The following is a 15,066-nucleotide window of genomic DNA, read 5'->3' as shown; positions in this document are numbered from 1 at the left end:
GCAAAAGTACTAAAATGGCGCAATATAAGTACGCTGATGCAGTAATAAATGGAGGGTACCGATACAATTATCGAAAATAATTTCATAAATTAGCTGAAAATTTCAACTATTGTTAATACCCCATAGATATGAAACAGATAATTGTTGCCATCGATTTTTCTAAAGGCTCACTCCATGCCTTGGAATATGCAATTTCAATAGCCAATGTTATGAAAGATGCGAATATCCGTATGGTATGGGTAGATAAACCGGAAGCGGAAGATTCGCTGTTTGCTTCAGTCAATAAGGAAAATCAGCATCGGCTCGAAGCCAAAAAGCGCATGGAAGAAATTATTGAACGTTATTCTAAACAACTAAAAAAAGGCACTATAACCTATAAACTTCGCAAGGGGAAAATTTACAAAGAGGTTGCCAATCAAGCCAAATATGATGATGCATACTTTGTGGTTGCCGGGGCGCATGGTGTTTCGGGCTTTGAATCTTTCTGGATTGGCAGTAACGCGAATAAAATAGTTTCGTATGCTCCATGTCCGGTAATTACTATCCGCGATGGGTTCAACATTAAAAAAGGTATCAGGAAAATTGTTTTACCGATTGATAATTCAGCGTCTACCAGACAAAAAGTGCCGTTTGCGATGGAATTCGGATCATATTCATGTTCTGAAATCCACATCCTTGAACTCCAGTCCTCATCGTTAAAAGGGATTCGCGGCAAGGTTACCAGCTATGCCGATCAGGTTGAAAAATACATGAAAGATCACAACTGTAAAGTTGTAAGAAAAAGCCTCGATTGTGACAATATTACCACCAGCACAATTAAATATGCTGAGCAGACCGGCGCTGATATGATTATTATTATGACCGAGCAGGAAGAAGCTACATCCAATATTTGGCTGGGTCCGTACGCTCAGCAGATGGTGAACAATTCGCCGGTGCCGGTGTTGAGCGTTCATTCCAAAGAAATTGCTACGCTTGAAAAATAATTTGTGTGCTTAAAATGAAATTTGCGGCAGGTTTTTTGATTAACCGGACTTCAATAATTCCGATCATGAAGGGTGTATTTCTATTACTCGTTTTTGTGATTGCCGGCTCGTATTCGGTAACAGCGCAGACTGTTAAACCGGGAAGGGTTGAATATATCAAAGACGACCGTGTAGAAACGCTGTTATGGAAACATAAAATTATCAACGGAAAGCAAAAGAAATACGGTTGGCGTGTACAGATATTTTTCGATTCAGGGAATAATTCAAAAAGCAGGGCTTTCAGTAAAAAAGGATTATTCATGGCGAAATTCCCTGACGTTGGATCCTACATGACTTTTCAATCACCCAATTATAAAATCCGTGTAGGTGATTTCCGCACGCGCATGGATGCCGAAGGATTCAAGCAGCAGATACTTGGCGATTTCCCGGATGCCTTTGTTGTAAAGGATGAAATCAATTATCCTTCGTTTTAAGGATGTTTCAGATTACTCGTCCTATCAGACAATTTTAATTTTACGTGTAAAAAAAATGACTTTTCGGAGATGGCAAGGCATTTCACAACAGTAAAATAATTTTGCACATTATTCCGAACCAGGGATTGTATAATAAAACAATGAGGTATTGTTGGACTACCGTTTATCGCACCAAATTGATGAAGCCTTTGAGCTGGGCGCTGCGCCGGGCTTTATCGGTATAATTGATGAGCCAGTAGTACACGCCATCACTACATTTCTGTGAACCGACACGCCCATTCCAGCCGGTTTTCAAGTTTTCAGTACTAAAAATAAGCTTCCCCCATCGATTGAATATCTGCATCTCACCATTCACAATAAAATCCACATTTGACGGTGCAAACACATCATTGGAGCCGTCGCCGTTGGGTGTGAATACATTTGGTATTTTGATTTCGAGTGTATCCAGAGGTGTTTCGGGTTTCTGATATAATTCGCCCGGAGGATTATTGTTATCTATTTCGTCAGGAAGCGTGGACTTGAAGTGGGCAATTATTGTATCTTTTATTGTGAGTGTAATTTTTACGGAATCGTTGTAAATGCCCGGATTGAATGTATGATGTGCTGCTTCCCATCGTTCGAACTGGTATCCGCTGTAGGCTGTTGCTTTAAGAAGCGTTGACATATTTCCGTAATAATTTCCGGACCATGGAAATGCTGAAAGACTGAGCGAATTAATATTTATTTTTCCTGCACCCGGCGGGTCTGTAAGCAATGTTACATTGTAGGGACCCGTAAGCGTGTAGCAATCTATCATTCCCTGCGAAAGGGCTAAACACCGGGCATCAATAAAATTCTTCAGTGCCTGAACATTTGCCTGCCAGCCTGAGAATGTTCCGCCCCAGCGGTTCACCTGCCCGTTCATTTCGGGAGTAATAACCGCGATGAGGCTGTCGAGCAGAAACTGCATATTATCGCATGAGAAAACCGTATTTGAAAGGTCGGCAAAGCGGGCCACGTAATACTGTTTGAAAACGTCGTTCGCCATAAGCGCATCTAAAATAAGGACGTGTCCCTGGCCTCCCGGATCGGGGAATTGCTCAGGGTTGCAAGGATCGGCATCGGGCAGGGTGCTTGGAACGCCGGTATAATTTATATAATGACCGAAAGTTGCATCTTCATCCCACAGACAGAAGCGCCATTTCTTTTTTGCGGCATTGGGATTGAGCCCGCGCCACCATTCGGTATTCCAGTTAAGCCAGTCGCTGCAAACAACATAAGAGTTCAGCACAAAATAATCCACCAGGCTTTTCACGTTTAACAAACTGTCGGCGTAATGATAATTTGCCGGCACAGCCATGCTGTTGCTCAAAATAAAATTTTTCAAGTTATCCCAGTCGGTTTGAGCCTGTGCTCCGCCGTATTCGCTCCATGTACCACCCCAGGTTTTCAGCATTTGCAGGTCAGGCACATCGGTATTGTAATAGAAATTAGTAAAATCGGCATCATCCACTTTTTCGCGCAGGTCATACACACCCCAGTACTGCCCGTTGCAGTATAAAATACAGGGTTCATAGGTTCGTACATCGAGGTGCAGACCACCCCGCAGCGAGAGTGTGTGTACATAGGAATCGCGAATATGCGCGCCGTCTGAAAAAGGATAGTTATCGTTAGCGCAGGCTTTCAGAATTACACGTTGAAATTCCGATCTTGTTTTTAGATGAAAAAGTGTATCAAGAAGCGCATAGTTGTATCCAAACTGGTCTTTTGTCACAAAGTCTATTCCGCGCTGACCGTAGGCCCATGAATCATTGCCGTGCTTGTTTGCCTCGCCGGTTGATTCTGTTTTTAATTGACCTGACTGATTAAAATATTCGAGGGTTGTTTGAGGATAGATGTAGCTTCCGTTGAGCAAATCGGCAATTTCATTTCCGCTTACAGAAACAACGGGAATGCTGTGCGTTACTCCAATAAAATAAGTATTTGTTTCAACAAAACTTGGTGGAATATTTGGGTCACTGCTGAATGATTTTGCCTTTAAGACCAGTGTATTATTTATAGAAACAGGGGCCGAATATTGCGTTGATGCGGCAGTTGGTTCGGTGCCGTCGGTGGTATATCGAATTGTTACACCTGCATCGGGGCTGCTTATAATCAGTGAAACGGAGCCACCGTAAAAGCCTGCCGGTTGGCTAAACACAGGTTTTATGGCATAATCAGCACAGGGCGAAAAATTAGAACTGCCGGGCGAGGGCACGCGGAATAAGGACCAAGTGGAAGCACCGTCGGTTGTGCGACCACGTGAATGATCGGTTTTTGTAGGGCTGAGTGTTATGTTTTCAAGTACAGTAAGTGATGGATTAGAGAAAACAATGTGTTCGGGCTTGCATTGTGTGAGCTTAAAATTTGTATGGCAATATCCGGTCAGGTTCACATTTTTCCCTGAACAAAAAACAATAAGATACCCGTTTGCCGGGATACTTACTGAGGGGAACATCCATTTATCAGGGTTCGACGGTTTATCGCTCAGGTAATAACCGGACATGTTAACGGCTGTGCTTCCGGTATTATAGAACTCTACCCAGTCTTCATAATCGCCATCATTATCGGGCAAAGTATAAACATTTGAACAGGAATATTCATTGATGACCACCTGAGCATGAAGCGGCATCAATAAAACAATAAAAATGAAAGAAAACAGCCAACGAATCATATACTGTATTGTCGATAAAAATTTATTGGAATTACAGTAGTGACAATCAAGGCTTCAAATTGGTTGCTTTCGTCCCAAAATGGGAGAAATACAGCATTATTTGATTAGGCTTAGACCTTCAAGAGCTGATGAATCTTCGGGTTTCATCAGCAACACTTTTCCAAAAAGAACCTTCGCTTCGCGTAATTTTCCAAGCTTATAATTCGCCCAGGCGAACATGAGCATATTATCGTAATCGAAAGGATAAAGATTGGCGACTTTTTCGAAGAATTTGAATGCCTCGTTGTAATTTTCCTTCCCATAATAAATAGAGCCAAGGCGATAGTTTGCCAGAGTATTATTCGGATCAATTTTAAGGATATCGACATACTGTGTCATTACTTTATCCCAATTACCCAAAGCTGCAGCAGGATACACGTATCCAAATTTCGGTTCGACTGCGTAAGGCATTAGTGCGATTGCTTTCTGATAATAAGCCAGTGATTCCGTAAACAGCCCGGATTCGTATGTAAGCCAACCCAGTCTTAAGTTGAGCTCATATGAGTTCTCATCATACACTTTTTTTATTTCTTCAACTGCTTTACTGTATTCAGCTTTGTTTTCCCACGCATAACTGTTTTTAAACGCCGTTTGTAAAGCGGTGTAATCCTGGCTGAATGACCTGAACGGAAATGACAGTGCAAGGCACATTATTGCCAGTGTAATTGCTGATCTTTTTAAAGTTTCCATTTTACTCCTCCTGTTATAGTATTAATTTGATAGTTATAATTCTTATAGACCACTGAATTGATAGTATTATAAAAGAAATAGCTGCCTTCTTTTTCGGTATAAAGGTAATATACTCCTAAGTCAATATGGGGTGATAAATTATAAATGAGTGACATTCCTGCCCGATATTTGGTGTGGTCGGGAATATTATTAACTACGAATGCATTCTTTTCATTGTACCCCGAAATGTCTCCATAGGTAAGGCCAGCTTCAGCATAAAGTTTCCTGAATATTTTTCCGCCAATAGTTTCGCTGAATATTATCCGTGGTTTGCCTTTGCCCGGCTGTCCGGCGTCTTTAGTTCCTGCCGAATCTCTTTCTAAAACGCCTGATAATGTGGTAAGAGAATATAGATTTAAATTCCCCAGCGGAAAAATATTCAGGGTTGCATTTGCCTGAATATAGGTTTTACTATTCAGTTGGGAAAGAGAACCCGAGATGCCAAGAGATGTGTATCCGAAATCTTTAGATATTCCGAGAAAGGCAGCAAAATCGTTTAGTTTTTGGTGCTCTTGGGTGTAGACATACCCACTAATAGTATCAAAACTTGCATATAGCGGACTGTATCGGACGTTCAGGTAATGAAATGCCGGTACAATTAACCATTTCCGATTAAGGTTAATCGTTGCCTGAATATAATACTGGTTTTGTTGCAGCATATAAAAATCCTCTTTTCTTGAAGTATCGCGGTGCTGCATAATTTTTTCTTTCTCAATACTCAGATTTGAATAGGCATGGTAAATATTGAGGAATTTTGTAATAGGGTGTTTCAAGCCAAGATGCACATAGGAATAGCTTCCGGTGAGATCAACTTCCCCATAGAGATTTGCAAGATCATCAAAGTCAGCACCGGCATATTTTTTCAGGCTATTGCTGAATATATAACCTCCTTCGGCGTATAATCCGTTCACGAACACATTTTTTTCGATTCCGAGCGATGCTCTAAGGTCAGTATTGAATTTTCCGGTCAGCATCCAGGCATCAGCGTCTCTGCCTGAATAAAGATAACACAGATAAAGATGCCTCAGTGCAAATGTGTCGGATGAATTAAATCCTACAGCCTTTTCAAATTGTGATGCTGCCAATCTGAATTTATCTTTGTTAAAGTAAGCCATTGCAATGCGCTCTCGCAGATAGAAATAGTCAAAGCCATCATCCAATGCCTGATTGCCGACAACAATCAGAGAATCCCACTGTCCGCTCAGATATAAGGCATAAGTGAGGCTGTCGGCTTTAACGAAGGTCATTTTTTGAGCGTGCGAGAACAATGGTGCCAATGCAAGCAAAATAATAATGCCTGATCTGACTACTGCACCTACTATTTTTTTTGTGCATTTCATGATTTTGATTCTGCATTTAATTGCGGATATAACTCAGGTTCAGTATATCTTGCTTCCAGTTTTTTATCACGCGAAGTGATTGTAAATTTTTCGATACGGTTGTGTCGTATGAATGTCTCAAATTCGAATTTCCGTGTCATGAAACCTGCAACACTGGCTTCAACAGAAGATTTCATATTGATGCTGCTTTCAGACAGGTCACTTGTACGGTCGGTATAAGTGAGAGAGAATTTCGTTTTCATGAACATGACAAAGGGTGCGGTAAAGTCCTGCACTATCATTAATAGCGGTCTTCTAACGGTATTCACCGGAAAAATATCAGTAATTACAAGGTTTTTGTAATAGCCGAGCAATACTTTATAGTATGCCAGATAATAGAAATACAGCAATGTGTTTTTCTTGCCTTCAAAGGCCGTGAAATATAATATCTGATCGTCGAAGCGGAAGTATATTTTTGAACGGGTTGCAGAGCACCAGATGTAAGTATTATTGAAGATGTCGGCCACTACTTCCCATTCATAGGTTTTAATCTCAGCACCTGCAGCATTATATACCGTATATGCCAACTTCTGCCCCGGAATAAAGTGAAAGGCCTTAAACAGCGACAAATCGCGTTCAACCGGAGTTACAATATCATCAATATGCGGTTTTGAAAAAGACCGCAGTTCATAATTTCCATCATTTTTGAGAATGTAGTGACCAAGAGGATAGTCAAGAGTCTTTGACCCGATGAAAGGTGTTGACTGTACCTGAAAATGCAGATGCGGTTGGGGTGAACGACCTGAGTTTCCGCAATGAGCAATGATATCTCCTTTTTTTACGTAATCACCTTTGCTTACTTTGAATGATCCTTTTTTAATGTGGCAAAGCTTGGTATAAAGACCTTCGATGTGTTTCAGCACAATTGTATTTCCCCAATTCTGCTCAGTATTTATCTGACCGATTTCATTGTCATCAATATCGTCGACTATTTCTTCCACCCATCCTGCAAAAGGCGCAACTAGTGGCTTATTATAACAATAATAATCTTCTTTACTTCTGCCTGTTCCGCGAAAGGCCATTCGGTCTTCGTCCTTGATTTCAAAATCCCAGGCATGGCGCCAGTCTTTTTTATGTGTATACTCTCCGTCGTGCCCCTGTGTAATTGTCCACTCGCCCCAGAAAGGCAGTGAAAACGCGGTATAGTAGGCATGTCTGAATCGCTCCTTGTTGTTTACCTGAGTATAAAGATTTTTTTCCGGCGAAAAATGTTGAATCAGAACGAGCTCGGGTTTATGGAAAAAGCGTTCGCGGAATTTAAGCACATACAGAAATACCAATACCATTACGTTGAACGGAAGTGAATAAATGGGAAGCTGGTAAACACCGAGCACGGTGGTAGAGGCATTAATAAGAACTGCGATTACCGGGGTAAGCAGCAATACCCACAAGAACGAGTAGCGGGATGAAATGATAAAAAATCCGCCGATAGCAATGGATGACAGAATAAAGTTGAAGCCGATGTAACTATCGGTAAGCTGACCAATATCGGCGCCTATAAAATAATAGAAAAAATAGGCAGCGTAAAAGCCTACAAGACTAAGTAGAAATGCAATGCGCGAATATAACAGTAAGCCAAATGCAATGATTATTCCGGCAAGTAAATGATACTGGAAAAATATGGCGCCTAATGATTTAAAATATAGCCGTATGCTTTCGTGCAGCTGAAGGTTATCGAACCAGAGATAGATGCGTACAGCACCCAATCCTCCGATACGGTACATGTCGTTCAGAATGAAAATGCCGCGTTCGCTCAGTTCAAGATGAGTAAAATTTCGGGCAGCCAATGCCAGCATCCAGAAACCGAGTAAAAAAGAGATACTCAGAAATGGGAGCCCATATTTGCCTATTACACCTTCGAGTACAACGGTAAGAAACAGCGTAAGCAAAGATGCAAAGAACAATAAAAAAACGAATTCAATATTCAGCTGGTAATACACGCCCAATCCGAGCCCGACAAGCAAACTGTTGAACCCATAGAATCCGGATTTAATATTATGGCGATTGAACCCGATTACATAAGCCATCACATTCGACAGCACTACACAAAGCATTCCGCTCAATCCTGCCACAGGATCAAAAAAAGTAACGATGATTAGCAGCAGCGCAAATTTATTGTTATCAGAAAAAAATATCTGCGTATAGCTATTCAGCACGCTCCGTATGAAATGCGGAAATAAATTTCTGATTCGGGTCATTCGATAAGAATTACATTACAAACTTCGTGAATCCTGACTACAATTCAAATTTTTTCAGGTGGTCAGGAACATGTTCAAAAGCAGTAATGCTCTGGATGGTCTCGTTGTCGCGGATAATATGAGGTTTACCTTGCAGGTCAATCATTACAATTTTCGGCCTGAGTGTGATAAATTGCATCCATTGCGTCATATTGTAGGCGCCCACGGAATGTATCACGAGATTATCGCCTTTATTGAGCAAGGGCAGACTTACATTATCACGAACCACATCAATATTCATGCACAGCGGGCCGTAAAGCACGGTATCTTCCGTATAATGAGTGAACGGCTGTGCAGGCGTAACTTTATGTTCGTACCAAAATGATGTAAACATCAGATTCACGCCAGCATCAATAATGGTTGTGCGTTTTCCGGACGATAACCTTTTGTTGGAAATTACCGTAGCCAGAAGATAGCCTGCGTCATCAATAAGCGCACGGCCTGTTTCAAGAATTAACAGCGGGAGTTTGTCTTGTTTGAAATTACTGTTGATGAGAACCGAAGTGATGGTTTCGGCGAAATCATCGAAGGTGGGGTTAACATCGGTTCCGGGCAGGTATGAGCCTTTCAGCGTGTTTTTCGACGCGAATCCGCCGCCCATGTCAATGTATTTTATCTCATGATTGAACTTTTCCTGTATACCGATTGCCAGATCTGCCAGTTTGGATGCCGCAACAGCGTATGCCTGCGGACTAAGCATAAATGTGCCGATATGTGAATGCAGGCCAACAAGTTCCATTTTGCCCGAGCGCATAATTTTATTCAATGCGTCCCACGCCTGACCATTTTCATAGTTAAACCCAAAGCGGTCCCACATCGGGTAAATGCCTGTATCCATATTCACACGGATGGCTACGCGGGGTTTCTTTTTCATGCTTGTGCACAACTCGGTGAGCGTATAGAACTCATCAAGGTGGTCGATGTGAATCAACGAATCGTTGTTGATGGCTTTTCTCAAATCGGCTTCGGTTTTGTCCGGACCGTTGAAGATGATTTTTTTTCCGTCAACGCCGTTGGCAATGGCTTTGTCGTATTCAAATCCCGACACCACTTCTGCCCACGAGCCTTCCTGATGGAACACGTGGCACACGGCATTCATATAATTCGTTTTATATGACCAGGCAAACTGCACTTTCGGATAGCGTGTAACGAATGCACGCTTTGCCTGCTGATACGTTGAGCGAATTGTTTTTTCTGAAATGACGAAAAGCGGCGAACCATAATCTTTTATCAGTTCTTTTACAGCCACGCCATCAATATGGGTTTTGGGATAATACTCCGTACGAAGCCCGAATTTATTGGGCATACCGGTTTCTATTTTTTTAATTACCGGACGTTCATATCTGTGCTTTTCCATTGATGTAATATTTTTTAATTTCCCCTGTTTTTACTTTGTTGTTGAGCTGCTTATACGGTGAATCGTTTAGTTGTTGAGTTGGTTAGGTGTTATTGTTTCATCCTGTAACATTACTTTTTGTCTTTTATCTATTGTCTGACGTCTAACATCTGTTTTTATAGTTCGCCTAATGTTGAAATCTGCTCAAACTCCCCGATATCAATAATGAGGTCGTATGAATAGCGTATGAAAAGTTTCCCGACAAGATATTCTGTATAGGGTGGTACTTTCTGTCCCATTGCCAGTTTTACCAAAGCTTCCGGGATATTTTGACCACATCCAACTGCCAGATACACCCATGCAGGAATACGCGGATTAATCTCAAGCAAATAATAAATATTATCGTGGCCTTTCATCAATTCCAGTTCAAATCCGCCACGCCATTTGGTGCCTTTAACAAACTTGCGCGTCATCTCCAACAGGTTCTTTTCATCAATAGAAATACCGGCCCATGCTTTTCCTTTGTCGGTGATGAACTGCTTGCGCATAGGAACAGCTGCAATGGTATTTCCTTTGCCGTCGCCAAGTCCGGTGATGTTATATTCTGAGCCGTGTACAAATTGCTGAATGATGATTGGCAAACCCCATTTAGCGCTTATCTTGTTAAAGAAAGTCTTTGCCTGATCTGCATTATAGGCGATGCTTGCATCGTAATACTTTCCTTTAACAACCAACGGATAGGTAAACTCCGACATCAGCCCATAGACTTCATTCTCTGAGAAAATGGTCTTGCTGAGCGGAACCGGAATCTTGTATTTTTTACCGAACTCATTCAGGTTGAATTTGTGCCGTTCCTCGAACTGAGCCAGCGTAGGAAGAAATGTATGAATACCCATTTCTTTCAGGTCGTTCTCAATTTTAATGAACGCATATAGCTCGGCATCAAAGTTTGGGATAATGACATCAATCCGTTCAATACTGTTGATGTACTCGAGCCGCGCCAACAGGCTGTCGGTGCCTGCCGAAGGGTACGGAACCTGATATGATTTATCGACGATATCATGCATATAAATGCCCGGTTCGAGCGACTCATATGAAAGTCCGATGATGCGCACATCAAAATCTTTCGATTCGCGCAATCCGCGTATCACGGGTATTCCGGGTCCCGGATTGTCTGTGTTGTTCAGCCCCGAAACGGCTATGGTCAGTTTACTTTTTGTCATCACCTTCAATCAGCGAGTATTGTTTGAGTACTCCGATAAAATCATAAATATCTTTTTCAATCGTCTGCTCATCCATGTTGTATGAAGCGAGAATGTGCCTGGTAATGTGCTCTATTGATTTGCCATCTTTTAGCATGCTGATAATTTCGGCGCCGACCGGGTTTACCGAAAACGACTCTCCGTTCACCGGGTTGAATAAAAAGCCCGATCCGCTGATGGCAATATTGTTATTTATCTTCATAGGGCGGAAATTATTTTATTAATATTTGTAATCTCTATTTTTTGCAATATGAAAAACACGTCAGTTTTCCATTTACAATAATACGCATTCACATGCAGGTATCGTGTATGAAATTCTTGTTTTTTCTTATGAAATTGCAAAGTTACAATAAATACAATTTCCTATCTTTCAGTTTTTTGAGAATAATAATGACGAATAGCATTTCCGAACCCAAATTTTTATAACCTTTGGAAAAGGTTTGATGATTATTTCGTAGAGTATTCAACAACATAAACCTGCACTAAAATAATGGACTCACGAAAGCCGGTTCCGGATATACTAAAAGGTGTTGCCGTATTGATGATGATTCAGGTTCATCTGACGGAACTTTTTGCCACTCAAGGATTTTATGACGGGGTATTTGGCCGTCTCTCATTATTTCTGGGCGGACCGCCTGCAGCACCTGTATTCATGGCGGTGATGGGCTATTTTATCATGGCCGGCAAAGCCTCCATGGGTAAAGATATTGTGCGAGGCATACAGTTAATCATACTAGGCTTTGCGCTGAATATCGCCCTGAACGCGCATGCACTCATTAAGGTGATTGCCGGAGACCTTGCATTACATCCGATGCATCTGGTGTTTGGTGTGGATATTTTATTCCTTGCAGGGCTGTCCATTATTATTATCGCCATACTCAAACCACTGCTGAAAAAACATTTCCTGGCAGGAGTAATTCTTGCCTGTATTGTTGCCTGCATCACACCTCTATTCAATATTTTCAGCGAAAGCGGCAGGGCAAGTGATTACTTGCTTGCTTACGTTGGCGGCAGTTTCAAGTGGTCGTATTTTCCATTGTTTCCGTGGTTGGCGTATCCGCTGGCCGGATGTTCGTATCATATTTTTGAAAAACGTTTTGCTATTTCAGCGGTTCCTGCGAAAAAGATCATTTACGGAATTCTGATACTACTTTTAATAATAATTCCAACAGGTTATTTTATGGCGTCTGTGCCCACAGATTTGCACAGCTATTATCATCACGGGATTCTGTTCTTTATGTGGGATATCACATTCTTACTGGTTTGGGCGGGCAGTATTCTGCTGATAGCTCAATGGCTGCAGGGGCATTTCTTTTCGAAGTGGCTGGGATGGATAGGCCGCAACGTTACTGTTTTCTACGTGGTCCAGTGGATTATTATCGGGAACCTCGGCACATGGCTTTACCGCAGTGTCAAAGCGCCCTGGCTGATTGTTTATTTTTTCGGAATTGTATTGATAACCTGCCTTTGCGCATGGGCATGGACAGCTATCAGGGCATCCATAAATAAGGATAGGCTGATGTAGCGGAATCAGCCTTTGCTGTTGTAGGCCGTCATGGTGCGCTCTATGCCTGCAAGAGCAAAGCTTTTAATCATTTCAACAGAGGTAGTGATACGTGGAATAATAATATCTTCTTCGGCTTTTGTCCATTTTCCAAGTACAAAATCCACCTGATGACCACGCGCAAAATCGTTGCCTATACCGAAGCGCAATCGCGGAAACTCCGTTGTTTCGAGATGAAAAATAATATTGTCCATTCCGTTATGGCCGGCATCGCCACCCTTTTTCTTCATACGTGTACAGCCTAATGGCAGGGCAATATCATCGCAAATCACAAGAAGATTCTCAACAGGAATATTTTCTTTATCCATCCAGTATTTCACTGCCTTCCCGCTAAGGTTCATGTAGGTCGATGGTTTCAACATTATGAAACTACGACCTTTGATGCTGGTGGTTGCAATATCGCCATAGCGCGCCGTTGTAAACGGAATTTTTTGCGCCTGGGCAAATGCATCGAGTATCACAAACCCAATATTGTGGCGTGTGTTGGCATATTCATCGCCTATGTTTCCGAGACCGGCTATCAGGTATTTCACTTTAGTAGTTAGTCGTAAGTATTAAGTCGTTAGTACAAAAAATTATTAATTTAATAATTAATAAAGAAGGGTATAAAGTTACGAAAACCTTACACCCTTCAATGGGTATCAGAAAGAATGTATTATTTCTTTTCTTTTCCTTCGGCAGCTTTTTCAGGAGCTTTTTCAGCACCCTTTTCGCCGGCTTTTTCAGCGCCTTCGGCACCTTCTTTGGCAACCTCTTCAACCTGACGCGTTACCCTGACGGTATAAACAACGCTGTTGGGATTATCAAGATAAGTGATGTTCTCTGCTGAAATATCGCCGATTTTTACCGACTGTCCGATCTCGAGGTTATCGATGTGGATAACGATTTTTTCGGGCATATTTTCAGGAAGGGCTCTGGTTTTAACCAACCTCATTTTCTGAATCAGTTTACCGCCTTTGAGAACGCCGGGGGCAACGCCTTCGGTTTTGGTGGGAACCTTCATGATGATTTCTTTTCCCGGAACCAGTTCCAGAAAGTCAACATGCAATAATTTTTCTGTTACAGGATGAAACTGTGCTTCCTGCAGAACGGTATCATATTGTTTACCATTCAAGTCAATCTTTACAAAACAAATTTCAGGGGTATAGATTATAGTAAGAAAGCTTTTTTCGTCCACTGCAAAATGAACCTGTTCTTTGCCACCATAAAGCACACAAGGAACTTTACCTTCGTTACGCGTTTTATTCGCATCTTTTTTCCCTACGTTCTCTCTCAGAGAACCGCTAATAGATACTACTTTCATGTTTTTTCTGTTTTAAATTAATGATTAGTAAGAGTTTATTGTAATGATGTAAATTTAAAATGCGAACTGATAGACTCACATTTCACAACCCTGTCAATAACACTGGCAAACAGAGAAGCGGTTGAGAGTACTTTTATTTTACTGCACACCTGGCGCAGCGGAATGGTATCGGTAACAATGAGTTCGGAAATCGCTGATCTTTCAATGCGTTCAATGGCACTTCCCGAAAGGATGGGGTGTGTACACACGGCACGTACACTGGCAGCACCTTTTTCCATCATCAGGTCGGCAGCGCGGCACATGGTACCGGCAGTGTCGATGATATCATCAACCAAAACCACATTTTTACCTTCCACATCACCAATCACCACCATGTTGGCTATCTGGTTAGGTTTTGCCCGTTGTTTAAAGCAAATAACCAGCTCGGCTTCAATAAATTTGGCATAGGTGCCGGCCCTGCGTGTTCCACCCGTATCGGGTGATGACATGGTGAGGTTTTGAAGATTGAGGCTTTTGAGGTACGGAATAAATATAGAAGATGCGTACATATGGTCAACCGGAATGTCAAAAAAGCCCTGAATCTGGTCGGCATGAAGGTCCATGGTAATGAGCCGGTGAATGCCTGCCGCTTCCAGCATCTTGGCAATGAGCTTTGATGTAATCGGAACACGGGGTTTGTCTTTACGATCCTGACGGGCAAAGCCAAAATAGGGAATAACGGCGATGATATGTCTTGCAGATGCGCGTTTGGCGGCATCTACCATCATCAATAATTCCATCAGATTATCGGCAGGCGGAAAGGTTGACTGCACAATGAACATTTCGTGACCGCGGACAGTCTCTTCATAAGCCGGTTGAAATTCGCCGTCGCTGAACGTGGCGAATGAAACTTTGGAAAGTGTTGTTCCAGCGGCTTCTGCAATTTTTTCGGCCAGATATTTTGTGGCCCGGCCTGATACGATATTAATTTTCGCTTCCATGGTTGGCGGAATTATGATCTGCTTTCAAATTCCGGCGCAAAAGTACTGCTTTTTTCGAATAATCCCAATATCGGCAACAGTATTCTAAA

The 15,066-nt window shown here is 42.0% G+C and carries 13 protein-coding genes; 3 read left to right on the top strand and 10 right to left on the bottom strand.

Annotated features, from left to right (window positions below; all coding sequences use genetic code 11):
* The first annotated feature begins 128 nt into the window (after nt 1-128).
* Together WCM76_01350 and WCM76_01345 are read left to right on the top strand one after the other, a co-directional pair.
* Nucleotides 129-983, top strand: coding sequence for a universal stress protein (locus tag WCM76_01350; GenBank protein ID MEI6764253.1), 855 nt, complete (start codon nt 129-131; stop codon nt 981-983).
* A 65-nt stretch (nt 984-1,048) separates the two neighbouring features.
* Nucleotides 1,049-1,456 carry a hypothetical protein gene (locus tag WCM76_01345; protein MEI6764252.1) on the top strand — a complete coding sequence of 136 codons (408 nt, stop codon included), beginning with the start codon at nt 1,049-1,051 and terminating at the stop codon, nt 1,454-1,456.
* A 163-nt stretch (nt 1,457-1,619) separates the two neighbouring features.
* Here the strand turns inward: WCM76_01345 and WCM76_01340 are convergent, their stop codons facing one another.
* From WCM76_01340 to WCM76_01310, 7 genes are all read right to left on the bottom strand, one after another.
* The gene (locus WCM76_01340; protein MEI6764251.1) at nt 1,620-4,148 is read right to left on the bottom strand and encodes a CotH kinase family protein; all 2,529 of its coding nucleotides are present in this window, start codon (nt 4,146-4,148) and stop codon (nt 1,620-1,622) included.
* A 96-nt stretch (nt 4,149-4,244) separates the two neighbouring features.
* Nucleotides 4,245-4,877 (bottom strand): tetratricopeptide repeat protein, encoded by a 633-nt coding sequence (locus tag WCM76_01335; protein ID MEI6764250.1) that lies wholly within the window; start codon nt 4,875-4,877, stop codon nt 4,245-4,247.
* A complete protein-coding gene (locus tag WCM76_01330; GenBank protein ID MEI6764249.1) occupies nt 4,865-6,256 on the bottom strand; it encodes a hypothetical protein in 1,392 nt (463 codons plus the stop codon). The genes WCM76_01335 and WCM76_01330 overlap by 13 nt, the downstream gene beginning before the upstream one ends.
* The gene (locus tag WCM76_01325; GenBank protein ID MEI6764248.1) at nt 6,253-8,493 is read right to left on the bottom strand and encodes an urea transporter; all 2,241 of its coding nucleotides are present in this window, start codon (nt 8,491-8,493) and stop codon (nt 6,253-6,255) included. The genes WCM76_01330 and WCM76_01325 overlap by 4 nt, the downstream gene beginning before the upstream one ends.
* Nucleotides 8,494-8,530: 37 nt before the next feature.
* Nucleotides 8,531-9,889: a diaminopimelate decarboxylase gene (locus WCM76_01320; protein ID MEI6764247.1), complete on the bottom strand. Its 1,359-nt coding sequence runs from the start codon at nt 9,887-9,889 to the stop codon at nt 8,531-8,533.
* Nucleotides 9,890-10,044: 155 nt separating this feature from the next.
* Nucleotides 10,045-11,091 (bottom strand): ATP-grasp domain-containing protein, encoded by a 1,047-nt coding sequence (locus WCM76_01315; protein ID MEI6764246.1) that lies wholly within the window; start codon nt 11,089-11,091, stop codon nt 10,045-10,047.
* On the bottom strand, nt 11,078-11,332 hold the full coding sequence (locus WCM76_01310; protein MEI6764245.1) for a PqqD family protein: 255 nt from the start codon (nt 11,330-11,332) through the stop codon (nt 11,078-11,080). Before WCM76_01310 ends, WCM76_01315 begins: the two co-directional genes overlap by 14 nt.
* A 288-nt stretch (nt 11,333-11,620) precedes the next feature.
* On the opposite strand from WCM76_01310, the gene WCM76_01305 reads away from it, so the two are divergent.
* On the top strand, nt 11,621-12,655 hold the full coding sequence (locus WCM76_01305) for an acyltransferase family protein (protein MEI6764244.1): 1,035 nt from the start codon (nt 11,621-11,623) through the stop codon (nt 12,653-12,655).
* Between the two features lie 5 nt (nt 12,656-12,660).
* On the opposite strand, the gene pth is transcribed toward WCM76_01305, so the two are convergent.
* The 3 genes from pth to WCM76_01290 form a co-directional block, all read right to left on the bottom strand.
* Nucleotides 12,661-13,227 (bottom strand): aminoacyl-tRNA hydrolase, encoded by a 567-nt coding sequence (gene pth / locus WCM76_01300; protein MEI6764243.1) that lies wholly within the window; start codon nt 13,225-13,227, stop codon nt 12,661-12,663.
* Between the two features lie 122 nt (nt 13,228-13,349).
* Complete coding sequence (locus WCM76_01295) at nt 13,350-13,997, bottom strand: 50S ribosomal protein L25/general stress protein Ctc (GenBank protein ID MEI6764242.1); 648 nt, start codon at nt 13,995-13,997, stop codon at nt 13,350-13,352.
* A gap of 35 nt (nt 13,998-14,032) precedes the next feature.
* Nucleotides 14,033-14,977 (bottom strand): ribose-phosphate pyrophosphokinase, encoded by a 945-nt coding sequence (locus tag WCM76_01290; protein MEI6764241.1) that lies wholly within the window; start codon nt 14,975-14,977, stop codon nt 14,033-14,035.
* Nucleotides 14,978-15,066 lie beyond the last annotated feature (89 nt).

It is taken from the genome of Bacteroidota bacterium, assembly GCA_037133915.1.
Lineage (GTDB): Bacteria > Bacteroidota > Bacteroidia > Bacteroidales > CAIWKO01 > JBAXND01.
This window is presented reverse-complemented; position numbering and strand designations above follow the sequence as displayed.

What these genes read in the sequence shown, in the direction of transcription:
- WCM76_01350 (MEI6764253.1), top strand. Translation starts at nt 129, where the DNA reads ATGAAACAGATAATTGTTGCCATCGATTTTTCTAAAGGCTCACTCCAT.
- WCM76_01345 (MEI6764252.1), top strand. Translation starts at nt 1,049, where the DNA reads ATGAAGGGTGTATTTCTATTACTCGTTTTTGTGATTGCCGGCTCGTAT.
- WCM76_01340 (MEI6764251.1), bottom strand. Translation starts at nt 4,148, where the DNA reads ATGATTCGTTGGCTGTTTTCTTTCATTTTTATTGTTTTATTGATGCCG.
- WCM76_01335 (MEI6764250.1), bottom strand. Translation starts at nt 4,877, where the DNA reads ATGGAAACTTTAAAAAGATCAGCAATTACACTGGCAATAATGTGCCTT.
- WCM76_01330 (MEI6764249.1), bottom strand. Translation starts at nt 6,256, where the DNA reads ATGAAATGCACAAAAAAAATAGTAGGTGCAGTAGTCAGATCAGGCATT.
- WCM76_01325 (MEI6764248.1), bottom strand. Translation starts at nt 8,493, where the DNA reads ATGACCCGAATCAGAAATTTATTTCCGCATTTCATACGGAGCGTGCTG.
- WCM76_01320 (MEI6764247.1), bottom strand. Translation starts at nt 9,889, where the DNA reads ATGGAAAAGCACAGATATGAACGTCCGGTAATTAAAAAAATAGAAACC.
- WCM76_01315 (MEI6764246.1), bottom strand. Translation starts at nt 11,091, where the DNA reads ATGACAAAAAGTAAACTGACCATAGCCGTTTCGGGGCTGAACAACACA.
- WCM76_01310 (MEI6764245.1), bottom strand. Translation starts at nt 11,332, where the DNA reads ATGAAGATAAATAACAATATTGCCATCAGCGGATCGGGCTTTTTATTC.
- WCM76_01305 (MEI6764244.1), top strand. Translation starts at nt 11,621, where the DNA reads ATGGACTCACGAAAGCCGGTTCCGGATATACTAAAAGGTGTTGCCGTA.
- WCM76_01295 (MEI6764242.1), bottom strand. Translation starts at nt 13,997, where the DNA reads ATGAAAGTAGTATCTATTAGCGGTTCTCTGAGAGAGAACGTAGGGAAA.
- WCM76_01290 (MEI6764241.1), bottom strand. Translation starts at nt 14,977, where the DNA reads ATGGAAGCGAAAATTAATATCGTATCAGGCCGGGCCACAAAATATCTG.